The following is a 22,264-nucleotide window of genomic DNA, read 5'->3' on the forward strand; positions in this document are numbered from 1 at the left end:
CCGTAAAACGCCGTTATGACCCCATGGTCAAGGGCGTTTTCCGGTCAGTGATCGCGCCTCCAGGGCGGGGGTGACGGTCGCGTCCGCCGCGCCGAAGGCCGCCTGGTTCAGCTTCTTGACCTCGGTCTTCTTCGGCAGGTGGCCGTCCTTGTACTGGAACCAGACCATCACCGCGTAGTGCCCGTGGCGCCACTCGCCCACGAACGCCTCACCGGTGCCGAGAAGTTTGGTGACCTTATCCTTACCTGGCAGCGGTTTGAGGTATTCCTCCCGCTCCTTGCCGGAGCCGACCGAGACGACCTTGGACGCCCCCGCCGACGTCTTGAGGTTGGCGACTCCCACGGTGCCGATGATCTTCCCTGAGGCGTCGCGGAAGCTGGCCCGCAGGAGCTGGTTGCACTTGGCCGCGGTGAGGGCCTTCTGGAGCTTCTCCCCGACCACCGCCTTGTCGCACTTCTTGTCGGTCCTGCGCGTGGTCATCAGGTAGGTCTGCCCGCCGATCTTCACCTTCTTGCGCTTGAACACCTCGTTCAGGGTGAGAAGGTGCGGGTCGCCGGCGCGGGAGGTGGCGAAGCCGAACTTGCCCTCCGCGGTGTCGGCGGGCGGGATGAGGGGAGCCTCGGCGGTGGGGCTCGTCGCGCCGGGCACCGGGTCGGGGTCGGAGTTGGCCAGCACGGCCAGGCCGATGCCCGCGGCGACCAGCGCGGCGAACGCCCCGGCCGCGATGAAGATCGGGCGGCGTGAACGGGGACCCTCGTCGTACGGGCTCCACATCTCCCGGCGAGGCCGTTCCCCGGACGGTTCCGTGGGGCGTTCCCGCGGCCCGGTGGGCCGGGAGGCCTCCTGGGGGGGTTCGGCGGCGCGGTTGTTCGGCGAGGCGTCGAACCAGTGCTGGCCCTGTGCGGGCGGCGACGCGTCAGGCCGGTTGTAAGGCTGGCGGCGCGGCGGCTCCACGGGAAAACCCATGCGCCGAGCGTAGCCCGGTATCGGAGCCTGTCGGCTCAGGAGTATCCGAAGTCCTGGGTCCACCAGGGCCCGTCGGGACCCTGGAAGGCCCCGACTCCGGTGGCCGTGAGCTCGCAGTTGAGGATGTTGCGCCGGTGGCCGCTGGTCCCCATCCAGCTGCGCACCGCCTCGTCGGGAGAGGTGTAGCCGCGCCCGATGTTCTCCGCGCCGCCGTCGCGGTAGCCGGTGGCCTCCATCCGCTCCCAGGGGGACGTGCCGTCGGCGGAGTTGTGGGAGAGGCTTCCCGCGGCCGCCATGCCGGCCGAGTGCCTCCTGGCCGAGGCGGTCAGCCGCCTGTCGATCCTGAGCGGCGCGCACCCGGCCCGCCTGCGCTCGACGTTGACGAGCCGGACGACCTCGCGCTCCATCGCGCCGAGGACGGAGGTGGCGCCGTCGCCGCCGTCGCCGTTGAGCAGGTAGCGGGAGGGGCCGTCCTTGCCGGAGCCGCCGGTCGGCGCGTCGGCGCTCGGGGTGGGGCGCGGGCGCCGGTCCTGGGGGGCGGTGGGGGCGGCGGAGGCGCGGGCGACCCGGGCGAGCGGGGCGCGCTCGACCTGTCCGGCCAGGGCGCCGCTGGGCGCGGGCCTCGTCGGCCCGGTGTCGTTGAGGTAGATCTGGTCCGCGACGTTCCCGTCGCGGCTGCCCCGGCCGATGATGAAGCCGACCAGCAGAACCGCCAGCAGGCACGCGAACACCCCCATGCGACGCAGGCGCGCTCGCTGGGTATGCCCGGGGTGAGGAAGCTGCCACATACCGCTATCAAAGATAGGGATGTTTGCGGTGAGGAAGAAGGGAATGCTGAGAACATGTTGGAACCGTTCCGTGAAGGTTTTGGAGCGGCGGTCCCGAGATCGCCGTCCGGCGGTCCTTCCCCGGAGACGTAGGCGTCCTTCCCCGGAGATGCCGACGCCCTTCCCCGGGGATACGGGGAGAGGCCGCGCCGCCGGGTTCCCGCCCTGGTGACGGCGCCTTGCGCGGCCGTCGGATCCCGTCGTCCCGAGTGGCGGTTCCCGGGCACCGCCCCCGGGCGGGTAGACTGCAGGGGGTACCGGCGGAGAGTCATGTCGTTTTGCAAGCACTCTCCCGTGCCGGTATCCTGCTAGTTCGTTGTGTGCGAATTGGTCTCCTCTTGCAGACCGATACGCGGCGCGTCCGGCGTCATCTCCTCTTTTCCTGGAGACGGAAGGTCCGGGCTGTCGTGTGCCCGCACCTACCGACCATGTTGCTGTCCTCTCCGACAGCGCCGAAGACGCGACCAAAGAAGGCATACGACCGTGCGCACGTACACACCCAAGCCTGCCGAAGTCGAGCGTCAGTGGCACATCATCGACGCCACCGACATCGTGCTTGGCCGGCTGGCCAGCCACGTCGCGATCCTGCTTCGCGGTAAGCACAAGCCGACCTTCGCCAACCACGTCGACACCGGTGACTTCGTCATCGTCATCAACGCCGACAAGGTCGCGCTGACCGGTAACAAGCTTGAGCAGAAGAAGGCCTACCGCCACTCGGGCTACCCGGGCGGTCTGCGCTCCATGACCTACGGCGAGCTCATGGACAAGCGTCCCGACCGCGCCGTCGAGAAGGCCGTGAAGGGCATGCTGCCCAAGAACGCCCTCGGCCGGAAGATGATCAAGAAGCTCAAGGTCTACGCCGGTTCCGAGCACCCGCACCAGGCGCAGCAGCCGGTGTCTTTCGAGCTCACTCAGATCGCCCAGTAGTCACTAGCTGCTTGTCGCCAGCAGCGTTGGCCGATGGCCGACGCCGAGTAGGAAAGTTAGAGGAGAACCGTGGCTGAGTCCACCGGTGTCGAGACGCCCGTCGAGGCCGAGCAGGAGTCGTACTCCGCGGAGGAGTTCCCCTCCGAGTACACCTCCGAGTCCACCGCCAGCGGCGACGTCGCCGTCCGCAAGCCCATCACCACCGGCAACTCGTACGGCACGGGCCGCCGCAAGGAGTCCGTGGCCCGCGTCCGCATCGTGCCGGGCACCGGCAAGTGGACGATCAACGGTCGTACGCTTGAGAACTACTTCCCGAACAAGGTCCACCAGCAGATCGTCAACGAGCCCTTCGTGGTGCTCGGTGCCGAGGAGCAGTTCGACGTCATCGCCCGCATCAACGGCGGCGGCGTGACCGGCCAGGCCGGTGCCCTGCGCATGGGTCTCTCCCGCGCGCTGACCGCGCTGGACGTCGAGGTCAACCGCCCGCCGCTGAAGAAGGCCGGCTTCCTGACCCGTGACGCCCGCGCCACCGAGCGCAAGAAGTACGGCCTCAAGAAGGCCCGCAAGGCTCCGCAGTACAGCAAGCGTTAAGCGTTGGGGCGCCTTTTCGGCACCGACGGGGTACGTGGGGTCGCCGGACGCGACCTCACGGCCGAGCTCGCCATGGACCTGTCCGTGGCCGCGGCTCATGTCCTCGGCGATGCCGGGGCGTTCAGTACCAGCGTCGGGCGGCGGGGCCGTCCCGTCGCCGTCGTGGGCCGGGACCCTCGGGCTTCAGGAGAATTCCTGGAGGCCGCGGTGGTCGCCGGCCTCGCGTCGTCTGGTGTGGACGTTCTCCGGCTCGGCGTGCTGCCCACCCCGGCGGTCGCTTACCTGACGACGGCTCTCAGAGCCGACATGGGCGTGATGATCTCCGCCTCCCACAATCCCGCCCCCGACAACGGGATCAAGTTCCTCACCCGAGGCGGCTACAAGCTGCCCGACGCGGTGGAGAACGAGATCGAGCAGCGGCTCGGCGAGAAGTGGGAGCGTCCTGTCGGTGCCTCGGTCGGCCGCGTACGCGAGGCGTACGGTGAGGCCGACCGCTACGTGTCCCACGTGCTGTCCACCGTGAACGGCCGTCTCGACGGCCTGAACGTGGTCCTCGACTGCGCCCACGGCGCCGCCCACATGGTGGCTCCCGAGGCGTTGCTGCGGGCCGGAGCCACCGTGGAGACGATCGGGGCGCGCCCCGACGGTCTCAACATCAACGCGGGGGTCGGCTCCACCCACCTGGACAAGCTCCAGCAGATCGTGGTCTCCCGCAACGCGGACGTGGGCATCGCCTACGACGGCGACGCGGACCGCTGCCTGGCCGTCTCGCACACCGGTGAGATCATCGACGGCGACCAGATCATGGCGGTGCTGGCCATGGCCATGCGCGCCGAGGGGACGCTGGTCGGCGACACCGTGGTGGCCACGGTCATGTCCAACCTGGGCTTCAAGATCGCGCTCAAGAACGCCGGTGTCGACGTCGTCGAGACCGCCGTGGGCGACCGCTACGTCCTGGAGGCCATGAGGGCCGGCGGTTACAACCTCGGCGGCGAGCAGTCCGGCCACGTCCTGATGCTCGACCACGCCACCACCGGGGACGGCCTGCTGACCTCGCTGCACCTGCTGGCGGTCGTGGCGCGGGAGAAGAAGTCGCTGGCCGAGCTGGCCTCGGTGATGACCCGCCTGCCGCAGGTCCTGGTCAACGTGAAGGACGTCGACCGGTCCAAGGCCTCGGCTCCGGAGCTGGCCGCCGCGGTCAGCGCCGCGGAGTCGGAGCTGGGAGAGACCGGGCGCGTGCTGATCCGGCCCAGCGGCACCGAGCCGATGATCCGCGTCATGGTCGAGGCCGCCTCGGCGGAACAGGCCGAGCAGCTGGCCGGCAGGCTGGCCGACGTCGTCCGCACGGCCTGCGTCTGAACGATCGAAGCACGGCCCGCACTTTTGGTGCGGGCCGTGCTTTGTCATGTGCGCGGCCCGCGTAGCACCCGTTTTGCCGCGCTTGATGCGTCTCGTGCTCACGGCCCGTTGTGTCCAGCTTGTCCGACGCCACGCCACACTTCGCATTGATTGACACTCTGAGTCGTTGATCAGACACTTTTAGTGGTTGAGGAGGGGTTCCCTCCAGGAAACCGCTCATCGTGCCGAATGGCGACAAGCCCCGGCGGCCATCCGGCCGCTCCGGTCGTCACGATGCCCACGCGGCGCGAGGCCGCCGACATCGTGATCGATCGAAGGGGTGCCGCGCCGTGCTTTCGCTTCTCGCTGTTCTCGGCGGCATTCCCGATCAGGCGGGGACGGCCGGCCCGTGTGCGTCCGGTGGTCGTGATGAGTGACGTGCCACGCCCGGCGGGGGCGCCCGGCCGGTTCACAGGCCTGATCGGGGGCCCGCTGCCGAGGTACAGGCGGGCACTCGCCCAGCTGCTCGTCCTGAGCGCGGCCGCCGGCGCGCTGAACGCGCCGGCTCCCATGGCCGCGTCGGCGGCCGGCACGATCGTGTTCGACCAGCCCTTCCACAACAACACGCCCAACGGGCTCGGCGCCGTGGTGCTGCCCGCGCTGCCGAGCGGCGGCACGAACATGGCGTGCCTGACCGCCTCCGGCAACAACAGCACTGGCGCCCTGCACACCTGTGACGCCAACCGGGACCAACAGGGCTCGGGCAAGCTGCGCCTGACGGACGCGGCCACCACCAAGGTCGGCGGGCTCCTCGGCGCCGCCAGCGTGCCGACCTCGCAGGGGCTGGACGTGACGTTCAACACCTACCAGTACGGCGGGTCGGCGGCCGACGGGATGACCTTCGTCCTGGCCGCGGTGAACCCCGCCACATCCACGCCTCCGGCCAACATCGGCCAGTCGGGCGGTGCGCTCGGCTACACCTCGTTCTCCTCCCTCCCCGGCCTGGCGTACGGCTATCTCGGCATCGGCTTCGACGTGTACGGAAACTTCAGCAACAGCGCCTACCAGGGAAGTGGCTGCACGAACCCCGCCTACATCGGGTCGGGCGGCGTCCGGGTGCCCGGCCAGGTCGTCGTCCGCGGGCCGGGCAACGGCACCGTCGGATACTGCGCGATCAACAGCACGGCCACCTCGACGAGCGCCCCCGTTCTCGGACTGAGATCGACCGCCCGCACGCCCGTCCCGGTCCAGGTCGGCATCAACCCCACCAACACGATTCTCACCACCGCCGCCGGCATGGCCATCCCGGCCAACAGCTACCGAGTGATAACCACCCTGGTGAACGGTACGTCCAGGACGTTGACCGGCACCCTCCCCGCGGTCTCCACGAGCCTGTTCCCGGCGAGCTGGCTGACCTCGGCCGGGATCCCCCGGCAGCTGGCGTTCGGCTGGGTGGCCTCCACCGGCGGCATCACCGACTTCCACGAGGTCGACAACGCCAGGGTGGCCACGATCAGCGCGGTTCCCGAGCTGACCGTCTCCCAGACCAGCTACAACGCCGCGACGCTGCAGCCGGGCGACCCCGTCACCTACAGCGTGGTCGCGGGTGTCGCGGCGGGTCTCGATGAGACCGCGCCGATCACGATCACCCAGACCCTGCCCGCCGGGACGGTGCCGGTGGGGGCGTACGGCACCGGGTGGGTCTGCTCGGCTCCGTCGTCGCGCTCCATAACCTGCACGAACTTCGCCACCCCGTTCGCGGACGGGACGACGTTACCGCCGCTCACCGTGGTGGGCATCGTCACCGGGACCGGCGTCACGCCGGCGCAGATCCAGAGCGGGACCGTGGTCACCGCGTCGTCCAACGACGCCAATCCGGCCTACCTGGCGACGACGACCGTCGGCACGCTGCCGGCGACGCCCGGCGGCATCTCCCTGAGCTCGAACTCGGGCACGATCTCCGGCGGTAACACGGTGACCGTGAGCGGTACGAACATCTCCAACGCCACCGCCATCGAGATCGGCACCACCGCCCAGCAACAGGCGGGCACCCCGGTCGTCCTGCTGCCGTGCCCCTCGGGGGTCACCGTCGGCTGCTTCGTCAACAACGGCAACGGCACCCTGACCATCCCCTCCATGCCCGCCAGGACCTCGGCCGGCGCGGTGAACGTCAACGTCGTCACCGAAGGGCTGGACGCGCAGGCCGCCTACACCTACACCTCCGTCCCCGGGACGCCCGCCGCGCCCACCGCGGTGGCCGGGACGACCAGCGCGACGGTGAGCTGGACGGCGCCGGCGGCCAACGGCAGCGCCATCACCGGCTACATCGTGACCCCGATCCGCAACGGCGTGGTCCAGACCCCGGTGTCCTTCGACGCCTCGGCCACCAGCAGGACGCTGACCGGGCTGACCGCCGGTGCGACCTACACCTTCACCGTCACCGCGGTGAACGCGGTCGGCACCGGCTCGGCCAGCCCCGCCTCCAACGCGGTCGTCCCCTACGACGTCCCCGGCCGGCCCACCATCACCGCGGCCACCGCGGGCACCTCCTCGGCGAACCTCACCTGGACGGCGCCGGCGACCAACGGCAGCGCCATCACGAGCTACGTCGTCACGCCCTACATCGGCGGCGTCGCGCAGCCCACCCAGACGTTCGCCGGCACCGCGACCACCCAGCGTGTCGTCGGCCTGACCCCCGGCACCTCGTACACGTTCACCGTCACCGCCGTGAACGCGGCGGGCCCGGGTCCGGCGTCCCTGCCCTCCGCCGCGGTCGTCCCCAACGCCTCGCCCGCCTTCACCTTCGCGCCGCCGCCGGCCGGTGAGGTGAACGTCGCCTACAGCGTCCCGCTGACGGTCACCGGCGGTACGACGCCCTACACGTGGTCGGTCAGCGCGGGCAGCCTGCCGCCGGGCCTGGCCCTGAACGCCTCGACCGGCGTGCTGTCGGGCACCCCGACGCTGGGTGGCACCTATTCCTTCACCGCGATGGTGACGGACGCGAGCAACGTGAGCACCACCCGGGCGGTCACCCTGGTCATCGCGCCGCCGCCGGTGCTGACGTTCCCGGCGCCGCCCAACGGCGAGGTGAGCATCCCCTACAGCATCCCGCTGACCGTCACCGGAGGCACCGCGCCGTACGTGTGGTCGATCACGGCGGGCAGTCTGCCCCCCGGTCTGACGCTGAACACCTCCACCGGCGTGCTGTCGGGCACCCCGACGGCGGGAGGCGTCTTCTCCTTCTCCGTCAGGGTGGTCGACGCCTTCGGCCAGAGCGACACCAGGACGGTGAGCGTGACGATCGCGGCGCTGCCGACGTTCACGTTCGCCGCGCCGCCGCCCGGACAGGTCGGGGTCGCCTACAGCGTCCCGCTGACCGTCAGCGGCGGTACGACGCCGTACGTGTGGTCGGTCAGCGCGGGCAGCCTGCCGCCGGGTCTGACCCTGAACGCCTCGACCGGCGTCCTGTCGGGCACCCCGACCACGACGGGCAGCTTCACGGTCACCTTCCGGGTGGTCGACGCGAACGGCGTCGCGGACACCAGGTCCGCGACGCTGGTGATCGCGGCCGGGGCCCTGGTCATGGTCAAGACGGCCAGCGCCTCCTCGGCGGTCCCGGGCGGCACGGTCAACTACACGATCACCGTGAACAACACCGGTACCGCCGCCTTCACCGGCGCGACGCTGGACGACCCGCTGGCGGGCGTCCTCGACGACGCGACCTACAACGGCGACGCGACCGCGAGCGGCGGCTCGGTGTCCCTGAACGGCCAGACCCTGACCTGGACCGGCAACGTGGCGGCCGGAGCCACCGTGACCATCACCTACTCGGTCACGGTGAACAACCCCGACACCGGCAACAAGGTGCTGGCCAACGCGGTGACCTCCTCGACGGTCGGCAGCACCTGCCCGGCCGGCGGCGCCGACACCCGCTGCTCGGCCACCGTGACCGTGTCCGGGCTGTCCATCGTCAAGGTCGCCAACGTCTCGACGGCGACCCCCGGAGGGACCATCGGATACACGGTCACGGTGACGAACAACGGCCAGACCCCGTACACCGGTGCGACGTTCACCGACGCGCTGGCCGGCCTGCTCGACGACGCCGTCTACAACGCCGACGCCGTCGCGACGACCGGCAACCTGTCGTACACCGCCCCCAACCTGACCTGGACCGGCAACCTCGCGCCCGGCGCGAGCGCGAGCATCACCTACTCGGCCACGGTGCGCAACCCCGACACCGGCAACAGGATCGTCTCCAACACGGTCTCCTCGGCCACTCCCGGCAGCACCTGCCCGCCGGGAAACCCCGGCCCGCAGTGCGTCGCCACCGTCACCGTCCTGATCCCGGGACTGACGATCAGCAGCGTCACGGACGTGGCCACCACCACACCCGGCTCGGTCGTGAACTACACGTTCACCGCCTCCAACACCGGCCAGACCCCCTATGTCGGTACGAGTATCACCGTCTCCCCGCTGGACATGCTGGACGACGCGACGCCCAACGACGACCTCGCCGTGACGACGGGAACCATCGTCGTCAATCCGGACGGCACCGCCACCTGGACCGGTGACCTGGCCGTCGGCGAGACGCTCACCGTCACCTGGTCGGTCACCGTCAACGATCCCGACACCGGCAACAGGGTCCTGAGAACCTCCGCGGTCTCCACCGCGCCCGGCAGCAACTGCCCGGCGGGCAACCAGGGCCCCGGGTGCTTCACCGTCGTCACGGTCCTGGTCCCCGGCCTGACGATCGTCAAGACGGCCGACACGCTGACCACGACCCCCGGCTCGGTCGTGAACTACACGGTCGCGGTCACCAACTCGGGGCAGACGCCGTACACCGGCGCGACGTTCGCCGACGCGCTGGCCGGGGTACTGGACGACGCGGTCTACAACGCGAACGCCGCCGCGACCAGCGGCTCGGTCGGCTTCGCGGGCTCCACGCTGACCTGGACCGGCGACCTGGCCGTCGGCGCGAGCGCCACGATCACCTACTCGGTCACCGTCGCCGACCCCGGCACCGGGAACAAGACGCTGACCAACGCCCTCACCTCGGCCACCGTCGGCAGCAACTGCCCGTCGGGCGGCGGCGACGCCCGGTGCTCCAGCAGCGTGACGGTCCTCGTCCCGCAGCTGACGATGACCGTCACGACCCCGTCGAGCACCACGACCCCGGGTGGAGTCGTGCCGTACACGCTCACGATGGTCAACACCGGGCAGACCCCCTACGTGGGCATCAGCGCCGTGTTCACCGTCGCAGACGTGTTCGACGACGCGACCTACAACGGTGACATCGTGACGAGCTCGGGCAGCATCGACGTGACCCCGGAAGGTTCGCTCCTGTGGACCGGGGACATCGCGATCGGCGCGACGGTCACCATCACGGGTTCGGTGACCGTCAACGACCCCGACACCGGCGACAAGGTCATGAGCAGCTCCTTCACGTCCGCCGCGCCCGGCAGCACCTGCCCGGCCGTCGGCGCGACGGCGCCCGGCTGCTTCAGCGTGGTCACCGTCCTGATCCCGGAGCTGACGATCACGAACACCGCCGACACCCAGACGACCGTCCCCGGCGGCACGGTCACCTACACGACGACGGTCACCAACACCGGGCAGACCGCCTACACCGGGGCGCAGGTCGTCAACCAGCTGGCCCAGGTGCTCAACGACGCCGCCTACAACGGCGACGCGACCGCGACGAGCGGCACGGTCGGCCTCACCGGGTCCGACCTGACCTGGACCGGTGACCTGGCGGTCGGCGCGACCGCCACGGTCACCTACTCGGTCACCGTGAACGACCCCTACCTCAGCGACAGGGTGATGCGCAACGTCGCGGTGTCGTCCACGCCGGGCAGCACCTGCCCGGCGGGCGGCACCGACCCGGCGTGCACCTCGACGGTGATCGTCCTGGTGCCGGAGCTGACCATCGCCGCGAGCGCGAACACCGCCACGACGGCACCCGGGGCCACCGTCAACTACACGGTGACCGTCACCAACTCCGGGCAGACGCCGTACGTCGGTGCCGCCGTCACCAACCTGCTGGCCGGGGTGCTGGACGACGCGGACTACAACGGGGACGCGACCGCGACGAGCGGTACGGTCGGCCTCACCGGGTCCGATCTGAACTGGACGGGCGACCTGGCGGTGGGCGCGAGCGCCACGATCACCTACTCCGTCACGGTCGACAACCCCGTCACCGGGAACGCCCTGCTCTCCAGCACCGCCGTCTCGTCCACCACGGGGAGCAACTGCCCGTCGGGGGGCACCGACCCGCGCTGCACCGTCCAGGTGGCGGTGGCGCGTCTCGTGCTGGAGCAGAGCTACACCCAGGCCGGGGCGACCCCCGGCTCGACGATCACCCTCAACGCCACGTTCACCAACACGGGACAGGTTCCCTACACGGGGATCTCCGTCTCCGTCCTCACCGCCGGCACCCTCGACGACGCCGTCCCCAACGGGGACCAGACCGCGAGCTCGGGGACGCTTGTGCTCAACGCCACGAGCCTCACCTGGACCGGGAGCATCCCCGTCGGGGGAGTCGTCACCGTCACCGGAACCCTCACGCTCAAGAACCCGCCCACCGGCGACCTGATCGTCACCGGCACCCTCGTCTCCGCCGCCCCGGGCAACAACTGCCCGTCCGGCGGCTCCGACCCCCGCTGCACCGCCACGCTCAACGTGCTCGTCCCCGGTCTGACGATCACCAAGACCGCCGACAGGGCCGCCACCGTCCAGGGAGGCACCGTCGGATACACGATCACCGTCGTCAACTCGGGGCAGGCGCCCTACACCGGCGCGACGTTCACCGACCCGCTGGCCGGGGTGCTGGACGACGCCGTCTACAACGCGGACGCCACCGCCACGACCGGCACGGTGAGCTACGCCGGATCCACGTTGACCTGGACCGGGAACCTCGCGGTCGGTGCGAGCGCCACCATCGCCTACACGGTCACCGTGCGCAACCCCGACCCCGGGGACAAGGCGATGATCAACACGATCTCCTCGCCCACCACCGGCGTCAACTGCACACCGGCGAGCGGCGACACCCGGTGCACCAGCACCGTGGCCGTGCTCGTCCCCTCGCTGAGGATCACCAAGACCTCGAATCCCACGACGGCGGTGCCGGGGACCACGATCACCTACACGATCGTCGCCACCAACACCGGACCGCTCCCCTACACGGGGGCGACGTTCACCGACGCGCTGGCCGGGGTGCTGGACGACGCCGCGTACAACGCGGACGCCACCGCCACGAGTGGAACGGTCGGCCTCACCGGGTCCGACCTGATCTGGACGGGAAATCTCGCGCCCGGTGCGACCGCGACCGTCTCCTACACGGCCACCGTCGACAACCCGGCGACCGGCGACCTGAACCTGGTGAACGCCGTCACCTCCGCCACTCCGGGCAACAACTGCCCGGCCGGCGGGACCGACCTGCGCTGCGTCGACAGCGTCCCGATCACCGACGCCACCACGCTGACGTTCGACAAGGCCGCGAGCGCCCCCTCGGCCGCGCAGGGCGAGACGGTCACCTACACCGTCACGATCAGCAACAGCGGGCTGACGCCCTACGTCGACGCGACGTTCACCGACTCGCTGGCCGGGGTGCTGGACGACGCGACCTACAACAACGACGCCGTGGCCGGCACCGGTGACGTCACCTACGATGCACCCGACCTGACCTGGACCGGGACCGTTCCGGCCGAGGGGTCGACCACGGTCACCTACTCGGTGACGACGAACACGCCGGCCTCGGGCGACGGGATCCTCACCAACACCCTGGTCTCGGACTCGGTGGGCGGCAACTGCGACGTGGCAAGCACCGACCCCCGTTGCACGGAGACGGTGACCGTGGCGAGCCTGGCCATCGTGACCTCGTCCAACAAGCCGGCCTACCTGCCGGGCGAAGTGATCTACTACACCACGGTGATCACCAACACCGGGCAGACACCCTACTCCGGGATCGGCGTCCTGTTCGCCGGGCCCGGAAGCGTCGACGACGCCGTCCCCAACGGCGACCAGACCGCCAGCTCCGGGACGCTGACGCTGGGCACGGGAGGGGTGACGGGGCTGATCTGGACCGGGGACGTCCCCGTGGGCGGCAGCGTCACGCTGACGGGCAGCCTCACGGTGAACAACCCCGACCTGGGGGACAAGGTGATCACTCTCACGACGCTCTCCACGGCGCAGGGCAGCAGCTGCCCCGCGGTGACCGATCCCGGCTGCACCAACACGGTCACCGTGCTGACCCCGGGGCTGACGATCACCAAGGTCGCGGACCGGAGCGCGGTGATCCCGGGCGGCTCCGTGGCGTACACGATCACGATCGCCAACACCGGAGACAGCGTGTACACCGGAGCCGTCGTCACCGACGCGATGGCGAGCGTGCTGGACAAGGCGACCTACAACGGTGACGCGGCGGCCACCTCCGGCGTGGTCGGCCTCGCCGGGACCACGCTGACCTGGACCGGAGACCTGGCGGTCGGGGCGTCCGCGACCGTCACCTACTCGGTCACCACCACCGATCCCGCTACGGGTGACAAGCTCCTGGCCAACCAGGTCGCGTCCAGCGAGGCGGGCAGCACCTGCCCGCCCTCCAGCACGAACACGGCGTGCGGGGCGAGCGTCCTCGTCCTCACCCCCATCCTGACGCTCGTGAAGACGCCCGGCGCCACGTCGGCCGTCCCCGGGGCGACGGTCACCTACACGATCACCGCCACCAACACCGGGCAGGTGCCCTTCGCCGCGGCGACGTTCACCGACGCGCTGGGCGGGGTGCTGGACGACGCCGCCTACGACGGGAACGCGAGCGCCACGACGGGTGGCGTCACCTTCACCAGCCCCAACCTGACCTGGACCGGAGCTCTCAACCCCGGCCAGGCGGTCACGGTCACCTACAGCGTCACGGTCGACGATCCGGGCACCGGCGACGAGCGGCTGGTCAACGCCGTCACCTCGGCCACCTCCGGCAGCACCTGCCCGGCCGGCGGCACCGACCCCCGCTGCCTCAGCGACGTCCCGATCTCCAGGGTCACGATCACGAACGTGGCGAACGTCACCACGGCCGTCCCGAACCAGGTGGTGAGCTACACGGTCACGGCCACGAACACCGGGCAGACACCTTACGTCGACCTCGTCGTGGACGGCCTGCTCATCGGAGCCGTGGACGACGCGGTCTACAACGGTGACGGGGCGGTCTCGGCGGGCAGCTTCGTCCTCGTGCCGCAGAACCGCGCGGTGAAGTGGACGCTCCCGCTCGCGGTCGGCGCCACCGCGACCGCCACCTTCTCGCTCACCGTGCTGAACCCGGACCCGGGGGACAAGGTCATGACCTCCCTCGCCACCTCGGCCACCCCGGGTACCAACTGTCCCGTCGGCGGTACCGACCCGGCCTGCACCTCGACGGTGACCGTGCTGATCCCCGCCCTGGACGTCTCCAAGAGCGCGGACCGGACGACGATCACGCCCGGCGGGACGATCACCTACACGATCACGGTCGCCAACACCGGCCAGACCCCGTACACGGGGGCGACGGCGACCGACAGCCTCGCGGAGGTGCTCACGGACGCCACTTACAACGGCGACGCGAGCGCCACGAGCGGCACCGTCACCCTCACCGGCTCCAACCTGGTCTGGACCGGTGACCTCGCGATCGGCGCGACCTCGACGATCACCTACTCGGTCACCGTGCTCGATCCCGATCCCGGCGACAAGCTGATCAACAACCGGGTCTCCTCCGACGCGCCGGGCAGCACCTGCCCGTCCACCGGAACCGTCCCGGCGTGCACGACGCTCGTCACCGTGCTCGTCCCGGCGCTGACCATCGTCAAGACGGCCGACGCGGTGACCACGACCCCCGGCGGCACGGTCGGCTACACGATCGTCGCCACCAACAGCGGGCAGACGGCCTACACCGGTGTGAGCGTCACCGACCCGCTGGCGGCGGTGCTGGACGACGCCGCCTATAACGGCGACGCGACCGCCTCGACCGGCACGGTCGGCCTCGCCGGGCAGACCCTGACCTGGACCGGCGACCTGGCGATCGGGGCGACGGTGACCATCGGCTACTCGGTCACCGTCAACAACCCGGACGCCGGCGACCGGGTGCTCGCCAACACCACCGCCTCGTCCGCGCCCGGCAGCACCTGCCCGGCGGGTGGCGGCGCCCCGGCCTGCACCTCGACGGTGACCGTCCTCATCCCCGGGCTGACCACCTCCATCGTCGCCGACCGGGCGACCACGACCCCGGGCGGCGTCACCCGGTTCACGATCACGATCGCCAACACCGGCCAGACCCCGTACTCCGGCGCGAGCGTCGTGAACTCCCTGGCCGAGGTGCTGGACGCCGCCACCTACAACGACGACGCGACCGCCACCACCGGCGCGCTCGGCCTCGCAGGAACCACACTGACCTGGACCGGCGACCTGGCGGTCGGGGCGACCGCGACCGTCACCTACACGGTGAGGGCCGCCGACCCCAACACCGGTGACACGAGCATGACCAGCGTCATCTCCTCGTCCGTGCCCGGCAGCACCTGCCCGGCAGGCGGCACGGACCCGGCCTGCGGCGCGACCGTCACCGTCCTGATCCCCGCGCTGAGCATCGTGATGACCGCCGACACGGCGACCACGACCCCCGGCGGCACGATCGGCTACACGATCACGCTCACCAACACCGGGCAGACGGACTACGCCGGCGCCTCGGTCGTCGCCGCGCTGGACGGCCTGTTCCCCGACACGGTCTACAACAACGACGCGAGCGCCTCCACCGGCGTCTTCGACTACACCGAGCCGAAACTGACCTGGGTCGGGTCCCTCGCGACCGGCGCGAGCACCACGATCACCTACTCCGTCACGGTGAAGGACCCCGACCCCGGTGACAAGGCGCTGACCAGCAGCGTGTCCTCCACCGCACCGGGCAGCACCTGCCCGGTGGGCGGCAGCGCCCCGGCGTGCACGACCTTCGTACGCGTCCTGGTACCGCAGCTCACGATCACGCAGACCGCCGACACCGCCACCGTCGTCGCCGGGCAGGCCGTCCAGTACACGGTGACCCTGGTCAACACCGGCGAGACCGACTATCTCGGTGCCGCGTTCACCGAGCCGCTGACCGGGGTGCTCGACGACGCCGTCTACGCGGGCGACGCGACCGCCACCGTCGGCACCGTCACCTACGCCGCCGGCGTCCTCAGCTGGGGAGGCGCCCTGCCCATCGGGGACACCGCGACGATCACCTACTCGGTCACCACCCTCTACCCTCCGCCGGGCGACAAGACCATGACCAGCACCGTCAGCTCCGTCACGGCCGGGGCGACCTGTCCCGAGGGGGGAGACGACCCCCTCTGCACCACGACCGTCACCGTCCTGACTCCCGGCCTCACCATCACCAAGACCGCGGACAACAGCGGTGACGTGGTGTCGGCCGTCACCGTCCAGTACACGATCACGGCCACGAACACCGGTGAGTCCCCGTACGCCGAGGCCGCGTTCACCGACGCGCTGGCCGGGCTGCTCGACGACGCCGACTACAACAACGACGCGACGGCCAGCGTCGGCACCGTCACCTACGCCGCCGGCGTCCTCAGCTGGACCGGAGAGCTACCGGTGGGGGCGAGCGCGGTCGTCACCTTCAGCGTGGTCGTCACCCACGAGACCACCGGCGACGCGGTCCTCGACAACCAGGTCACCTCGGCGACCGTCGGCAGCACCTGCCCCGCCGGCGGCACCGACCCCGGCTGTTCCGTCCAGATCGCCGTGACCCCCACCAGCATCACCCTCATCGACCTGACCAGCGCCTTCACCCTGACCGGCAAACCGGACTCGACGGTCCGCGACAACCAGGCCGTGACCATGACGGTCATCACGAACAGCTTCGACGGCTACACCGTCACCGTGCGGGCGGCGTCCCCCGAGCTCACCTCCGACCAGCCCGGCAACGACTCCACCATCCCGATCGGGAACCTGCGCGTGCGCGAGAGCGGCGCGTCGGCCTTCCAGCCCCTCTCGACCACCGTCCCGGTGCTCGTCCACGACCAGCCGGTTGCGTCCGCCCCCAACGGGGACGCCATCGGCACCGACTTCGAGGCTTACATCCCCTTCGTCCAGGTCGGCACCTATTCGGGGACGCTCACCTATGTCGCGACGGCCAAATGACGCCACATGACGCCACGCCGTTCCCGGGGGACGTCCCATCGCACACCACTCATCCCGTACGCGAGCAACGTGAAGGAGAAAGCCATGACATCGATGATCCGTCCTTCCACCGGTACGCTGCGCGCCGCGGTCCGCTGCGGGCTCGGCGTGGCCCTGGTCGTCGCCCTCGCCACACCGTCATCGGCGGTGGCCGCCCTCGAACCGCACCCCGAGGACCCCGGGAACGCCGGGGGCGCCGGGGGTGCCGGGGGCAGGGCGGGTAAGGCGGGTAAGGCGGTGACCGGGGGCGTCCCCAGCCTGAGCATCAGCATCGACAACGGCCGGACCGCCGCCGAGGAGGGAGACCGGCTCACCTACGCCGTCACCGTGCGCAACACCGGGGCGACCCGCGTGCGCGACCTCGAACTCACCCAGACCCTGCCGACCGGCCTCAGGTTCGTCTCGGCGGACGGCGGGGGCTCGGCCTCGAAGGGGCAGGTCCGCTGGAGCGCCGACGTGCCGCCCGGCAAGGACGCCACCTTCCACACCGTCGCGGAGGTGGGGGCCACCCCGGAGGACCTCCTGCGCCTGGCCAGCATCGCCTGCGCGAACACCGAGGGAAGCGACAGGCCGATCGTCTGCGCCACCCACTCCGACCAGTTGCCGGCCGGCGCGGCGGCGGCCGAGGCCGCGCACGCGAGGGCCCACCCCGTGTCGAGCCGCCTCGGGTACGTGGGCCTGGGCGCGGGTGCCGGTCTGCTGGTCCTGGCGCTGGCCGGGCTGCTGTTCGTCCGCCGTTCCAGGCGCGGCCGCCACCTGCGGCAGCCGCCCTCGTGACGACTCGGGCGTGCACTCCTCGAAACGGGGTGCACGCCCTCCGGACGGGCTACTCGTCGCCGGTGAGGGAGAAGCTCCGCAGGCGTATGCCCGCCCAGACGACCGCGCCGACGGTGACGACGGCGAGGGCGGGGACGGCGAAGCCGAGGGTGATCTCGGTGGAGAAGAACGCGGAGGACGACAGCTGGTCGGCGATCGTCTGGGCCCACTGCTGGATGGAGAACCTGCGGGCGCCGGGGACGAAGTTGCCGACCACACCCTCCCAGACGAGCGCGTAGACGATACCGATCGTGACCGCGTGCCGGGTCAGCACGCCCAGCAGCATGAACACCGCCGCGTACGCGATCCCGCCGATGAGGGAGCCGAGCGCGAAGCCGTACGCGATGCCGGATTCGAGGTTGACCAGCAGGTAGGCCGCGACGAAGGTCGGCACGGCGGCGAACAGCGCGAGCATCGAGGCGGCGACCACGAACTTGGTCCGGGCGATCACCGGGCGGGAGATCGGCTTGGACAGCAGGTGGATGATCGTGCCGTCGTCGATCTCGGGGGCGATCACCCCGGTCCCCGCGATCAGGCCGAGCAGCGGCAGCATGGTGCCGATGGCGAAGGTCTGCATGAGCGTGACCGCGGTCCGCTCGTCGGCGGCGCCGATGAACCTCAGCAGGGCGGCCATGGCGACCAGCACCACGGGCAGCATGATCAGCAGCCAGATCCGGCGGCGGCCGAGGAGCGCCCGGTAGGAGATTCCGGCGATGACACCGTTCATGGTCAGCTGCTCCTGTTGATCAGGTAGGAGAAGACGCTCTCCAGGTCTTCGTCGGCGGGGGAGACCTGCAGGATCCGGATGTCCGCGTCCTTGGCGACCCTGGGCAGCAGCCGGGTGAAGCGCCGGAAGTCGACGGCGTGCACCTCCAGGCCCGCCTCGGTCAGCGAGACCGAGCCCGAGGAGGCGTCGGCGATCAGCGCGGACGCCAGGCGGCGGTCGTCGCTGGAGCGGACCCTGAACAGGTGCGGGCGGTCGGTCATCCGGCGGCGGATCTCGCGGAAGTCCCCGGAGGCGGCGTGGCGCCCGGCCACCAGCACCTCGATGTGCTGGGCGACCCGCTCCACCTCCTCCAGGATGTGCGAGCTGAACAGGATGGTCTTGCCCGCGGTGCCCATGGCGCGGACCAGGTCCATCAGGTGCAGGCGCTGGCGCGGGTCCATGCCGTTGAACGGCTCGTCGAGCAGCAGGACCTGCGGATCGTGGACGAGGGCCGCGGCCACCTTGACGCGCTGGCGCATGCCCTTGGAGTACGTCTCGATCCTGCGGTCCTTGGCGCTCTCCATCTCCACCAGGGCGAGCGCCTTGCGCGCGGCGTCGTCGGGGTTGGGCAGGCGGTGCAGCCTCGCGCTGGACAGCACGAACTGCCAGCCGGTGAGGAAGCCGTAGACGGCCTCGCGCTCGGGGACCAGGCCGATGGAGCGGTAGATCTCGTGGTTGCGCCAGATGCGGTCGCCGTCGAGGGTGACGGTGCCGCCCGAGGGGGCGAGGAACCCGGCCATCATGTGCAGCAGCGTGGACTTCCCCGCGCCGTTCGGGCCGAGCAGCCCGGTGACGCCGGGGCCGACGGTCATGGTGATGTCGTTGACGGCGACCACGTTGCCGTACCAGCGGGACACCTGGGCCAGTTCGATCTTCATCGGGAGGCCGCCTTACGGTAGCGCGCGATCAGGGCCGTGACGGACAGGGCGATCAGCGCGATCATGATCACTCCCGCGACCAGGGATCCGCCGTCCGGCGGGTAGATGACGCCCGCGGTGGGCGTCGCCCCGAAGATCCCGACGTGCACGGCGGCGTCCACCAGGAAGAACGGGTTGATCAGCCACGCCCACGCGGCGGTGGTGTCGTCGCCCATCGACTCCAGCGTCGCGAACAGCACGGTCGAGGTGGCGGAGGCGAGCAGGTAGAAGGCGATGACCGCGGCCACGCCCAGGCCGCGCCTGGGGGTGAACGAGGCGATGGCCACGCCGAGGCAGGCCAGCAGCAGCGCGTAGCAGACCGCGCCGGCCATGGAGGTGAGGTATTCGGCAGTGTGCGTGTCGCCGGGCAGGTCGATGACCACCTCGCCGATGTAGAGCACGGTGAGGGGTGCCGCCAGCAGCAGGAACATGGCGGTCGTCATCGCCGCGAGCTTCGCCCCGACGTAGTCCCGGATCGTCACCGGGCGCGACAGGTAGAGCGGTAGCACCCGGAAGCGCAGGTCGGGCGCGACGGCGTACGGCGACTGCGAGGCCAGGAAGATCGCGAGCACGGCCTGCATGACGACGGCGTACTCGGTGTAGCGCATCCCCTCCTGCTTGGCCAGCGCCATGATCGCGATGGAGACGACCGCGGGCAGGAGCATGACGCCCAGGAGCGCGAAGGGGATGATCTTCGAGCGGGCGGTGCGGCCGAGCCCGAAGATCCCGCGCAGGCTGTGCACGGTCAGCGCGGCGGTGGCGTGGCCGCGGCCGAGCCGCGGCCCCTCGTAGTGGCGGTATCCGATGTCGTGGATGACACCCGTGGGTTCAGACATTGACCGGCTCCCTGAAGACGTCCTCGATGCGCTGGCGGCCCTGCTCCACGCGCACGAGGCAGAGGTCGAGCTCGCAGACGGCGTCGCGGAGCGCGTCGAAGGTCTCCGGCGCGCGGACGTGGACGAGCAGCAGCCTGCCGTGCGGGGTGACGGTCTCGCCCAGCTCGGTCAGCCGGGCCGCCAGCGCGTCCTGCCCCTCCTCGACCTCGACGGTCACGGTCTGGGTGATCTGGGTGAACTCCCCGATGGACGAGGAGCGCAGCAGCTTGCCGCCGTCGATCACGATGACGTGGTCGCAGACCCGCTCCAGCTCGCCCAGCAGGTGGGAGGTGACCAGCACGCTGATGCCGAACTCGGAGCCGATCCTGCGGATCAGCGCGAGCATCTCGTCGCGGCCCCGCGGGTCGAGGCCGTTGGTGGGCTCGTCCAGCAGGATCAGGCGCGGGTCGTGCACCAGGGCCTGGGCCAGCTTGACGCGCTGCTTCATGCCGGTGGAGTAGCCGCCCATCGCCCGGTAGCGCTCCTCGTACAGCCCGACGTGGCGCAGGACGTCGGCGGCGCGCTCGCGGGCCGCGGTGCGCGGCAGGCCCGACATCTGGGCCATGTGCACGGTGAACTCGGTGGCGGACAGGTCGGGCGGCAGGCAGTCGTGCTCCGGCATGTAACCCACGACCCGGCGGATCTCCGCCCCCCTGGTCGTCGCGTCCATGCCCAGCACCTGGGCGCTTCCCGCGCTGGGTTCGAGCAGACCGAGCAGGATCTTGATCAGCGTGGATTTGCCCGCGCCGTTGGCGCCGACCAGACCGGTCACACCGGGGCCGACGGTGACGGTGAGCTGGTCGAGCGCCGTCACCCGGGGGAAACGTCTGGTTAGTCCCTCGGTGGCGAGGATAGTCATGCTCGGACACTATCCGTCGCCACAGGCGCGCACCTCCGTCACGGGAAGGAGTCCCGCCTCGTCCGAATGGGCAATTCTCAGCCGCTAACTCCCACTCGGGCGGGCCGGCAGCCTCATCCCGAACCGGGACCAGTAGGCCTTCTGCACGAGGAGCGTCACCACGCCGGAGATGACCATGCCCGCGACGTTCACCCCGAGCTGGACGGCCGAGGCGGTCATGTCGCCCCAGCGGGCCAGCGCGGCGGCGACCGCGAAGTATCCGGCGGCCGGGACCGTGGTGACCGAGATGAAGACGCCGACCAGGGCCGAGGACTTGCCCGCGGTGACCGAGAGCACCCCGGCGGCGCCGGCGAGCAGCGCGACGATGAACGACCACCTGTCGGGCTTGACGATGAACTCGATCTCCTCGTGCCCGGTCAGCGAGCCCACCCCGATCCAGCCGAGCCCCCGCGCGGTCAGCGCGCAGACGAAGGTGATCACGACGGCGACGGTGAAACCCAGGACCAGGGTCCTGGCCGCGCGGCCGATGAGGTCCCTGTCGGTACGGAGCAGGCCGAAGCAGACTGCCGCGATCGCGCCGAACTCCGGCCCCATCACCATCGCGCCGACGATGAGGATCGGCGAGTTGACGATCACGCCGATCGCCGCGAGCAGTGTGGCGATCGTCAGGAACGCCAGGAAGGCCCAGGTGAGCCGGGTGTCCTCGTCGACCCGCTGGGCGAACTCCGCCCAGACCACCGCGTCGTCGCTGTCGCCCGGCGCCTCCTCCTTGGCGCGCTCGGCCACCTCCGAGATCGCCAGGTCGACCTCCTCGGCCGCGATCGAGCCCTTCGTGTGCAGGCCAAGCTCCTGGAAGCGCTCGATCACCTCGTTGGCGGCCTCGCGGGCGATGTCGAACTGGAGGAGGTCACCGGCGGGGGAGCGCGCGGCACCGGGGAACACCACGATGTTGACGACGCCGACGCACTCGTCGAGCACCTCCAGCACCTTGTCCGACAGCTCCGGCGGACTGATCACGCGTAGATGCAGCACGGGCCAACCCTAGGACCTGTGTCCCGGCCCGCTGAAGCCCGAAAGCGGAGGACTGTCTCCCGGAGGTCGCCTTGTCCTGGTCGTACCCGGGGCGTTCACCGGATGTCGTCTCGCCGGGGCCGTCCTGCCGGAACGGGAACGGACTTCTCCCGGGGACC

The 22,264-nt window shown here is 70.6% G+C and carries 12 protein-coding genes; 5 read left to right on the forward strand and 7 right to left on the reverse strand.

Going from position 1 to position 22,264, the window contains the following annotated elements; all coding sequences use genetic code 11:
- Positions 1-27: 27 nt before the first annotated feature.
- Both AB0F88_RS07400 and AB0F88_RS07405 read right to left on the reverse strand, forming a co-directional pair.
- A complete protein-coding gene (locus tag AB0F88_RS07400; protein ID WP_362678427.1) occupies positions 28-966 on the reverse strand; it encodes a hypothetical protein in 939 nt (312 codons plus the stop codon).
- Positions 967-1,001: 35 nt separating this feature from the next.
- Positions 1,002-1,703 carry a CAP domain-containing protein gene (locus AB0F88_RS07405; protein WP_362678429.1) on the reverse strand — a complete coding sequence of 234 codons (702 nt, stop codon included), beginning with the start codon at positions 1,701-1,703 and terminating at the stop codon, positions 1,002-1,004.
- A 573-nt stretch (positions 1,704-2,276) separates the two neighbouring features.
- Between AB0F88_RS07405 and rplM the strand changes: the two genes are divergently transcribed.
- From rplM to AB0F88_RS07430, 5 genes are all read left to right on the forward strand, one after another.
- Complete coding sequence (gene rplM / locus AB0F88_RS07410) at positions 2,277-2,720, forward strand: 50S ribosomal protein L13 (protein WP_344746717.1); 444 nt, start codon at positions 2,277-2,279, stop codon at positions 2,718-2,720.
- 69 nt (positions 2,721-2,789) lie between these two features.
- The gene (gene rpsI / locus AB0F88_RS07415) at positions 2,790-3,311 is read left to right on the forward strand and encodes a 30S ribosomal protein S9 (RefSeq protein WP_362678431.1); all 522 of its coding nucleotides are present in this window, start codon (positions 2,790-2,792) and stop codon (positions 3,309-3,311) included.
- A 3-nt stretch (positions 3,312-3,314) separates the two neighbouring features.
- A complete protein-coding gene (glmM, locus tag AB0F88_RS07420) occupies positions 3,315-4,670 on the forward strand; it encodes a phosphoglucosamine mutase (RefSeq protein ID WP_362678433.1) in 1,356 nt (451 codons plus the stop codon).
- A 408-nt stretch (positions 4,671-5,078) separates the two neighbouring features.
- Entirely contained in the window at positions 5,079-16,802 is an 11,724-nt protein-coding gene (locus AB0F88_RS07425) for a putative Ig domain-containing protein (protein ID WP_362678435.1), read from the forward strand.
- Between the two features lie 84 nt (positions 16,803-16,886).
- Positions 16,887-17,618, forward strand: coding sequence for a hypothetical protein (locus tag AB0F88_RS07430; RefSeq protein ID WP_362678437.1), 732 nt, complete (start codon positions 16,887-16,889; stop codon positions 17,616-17,618).
- Between the two features lie 49 nt (positions 17,619-17,667).
- Here AB0F88_RS07430 and AB0F88_RS07435 read toward each other — a convergent pair whose 3' ends face one another.
- From AB0F88_RS07435 to AB0F88_RS07455, 5 genes are all read right to left on the reverse strand, one after another.
- Positions 17,668-18,384 (reverse strand): ABC transporter permease subunit, encoded by a 717-nt coding sequence (locus AB0F88_RS07435; RefSeq protein WP_362678439.1) that lies wholly within the window; start codon positions 18,382-18,384, stop codon positions 17,668-17,670.
- A 2-nt stretch (positions 18,385-18,386) separates the two neighbouring features.
- Complete coding sequence (locus tag AB0F88_RS07440) at positions 18,387-19,301, reverse strand: ABC transporter ATP-binding protein (RefSeq protein ID WP_362678441.1); 915 nt, start codon at positions 19,299-19,301, stop codon at positions 18,387-18,389.
- On the reverse strand, positions 19,298-20,176 hold the full coding sequence (locus AB0F88_RS07445; protein ID WP_362678443.1) for an ABC transporter permease: 879 nt from the start codon (positions 20,174-20,176) through the stop codon (positions 19,298-19,300). Before AB0F88_RS07445 ends, AB0F88_RS07440 begins: the two co-directional genes overlap by 4 nt.
- Positions 20,169-21,074: an ABC transporter ATP-binding protein gene (locus AB0F88_RS07450; protein ID WP_362678445.1), complete on the reverse strand. Its 906-nt coding sequence runs from the start codon at positions 21,072-21,074 to the stop codon at positions 20,169-20,171. The genes AB0F88_RS07445 and AB0F88_RS07450 overlap by 8 nt, the downstream gene beginning before the upstream one ends.
- Positions 21,075-21,158: 84 nt before the next feature.
- Positions 21,159-22,106, reverse strand: coding sequence for a DUF389 domain-containing protein (locus AB0F88_RS07455; RefSeq protein ID WP_362678447.1), 948 nt, complete (start codon positions 22,104-22,106; stop codon positions 21,159-21,161).
- Between the last annotated feature and the right edge of the window lie 158 nt (positions 22,107-22,264).

The sequence above is a fragment of the Streptosporangium sp. NPDC023963 genome (assembly GCF_040639135.1).
GTDB lineage: Bacteria > Actinomycetota > Actinomycetes > Streptosporangiales > Streptosporangiaceae > Streptosporangium.

What these genes read in the sequence shown, in the direction of transcription:
- AB0F88_RS07425 (WP_362678435.1), top strand. Translation starts at nt 5,079, where the DNA reads ATGAGTGACGTGCCACGCCCGGCGGGGGCGCCCGGCCGGTTCACAGGC.
- AB0F88_RS07450 (WP_362678445.1), bottom strand. Translation starts at nt 21,074, where the DNA reads ATGACTATCCTCGCCACCGAGGGACTAACCAGACGTTTCCCCCGGGTG.
- AB0F88_RS07440 (WP_362678441.1), bottom strand. Translation starts at nt 19,301, where the DNA reads ATGAAGATCGAACTGGCCCAGGTGTCCCGCTGGTACGGCAACGTGGTC.
- AB0F88_RS07400 (WP_362678427.1), bottom strand. Translation starts at nt 966, where the DNA reads ATGGGTTTTCCCGTGGAGCCGCCGCGCCGCCAGCCTTACAACCGGCCT.
- AB0F88_RS07445 (WP_362678443.1), bottom strand. Translation starts at nt 20,176, where the DNA reads ATGTCTGAACCCACGGGTGTCATCCACGACATCGGATACCGCCACTAC.
- AB0F88_RS07435 (WP_362678439.1), bottom strand. Translation starts at nt 18,384, where the DNA reads ATGAACGGTGTCATCGCCGGAATCTCCTACCGGGCGCTCCTCGGCCGC.
- AB0F88_RS07405 (WP_362678429.1), bottom strand. Translation starts at nt 1,703, where the DNA reads ATGGGGGTGTTCGCGTGCCTGCTGGCGGTTCTGCTGGTCGGCTTCATC.
- AB0F88_RS07430 (WP_362678437.1), top strand. Translation starts at nt 16,887, where the DNA reads ATGACATCGATGATCCGTCCTTCCACCGGTACGCTGCGCGCCGCGGTC.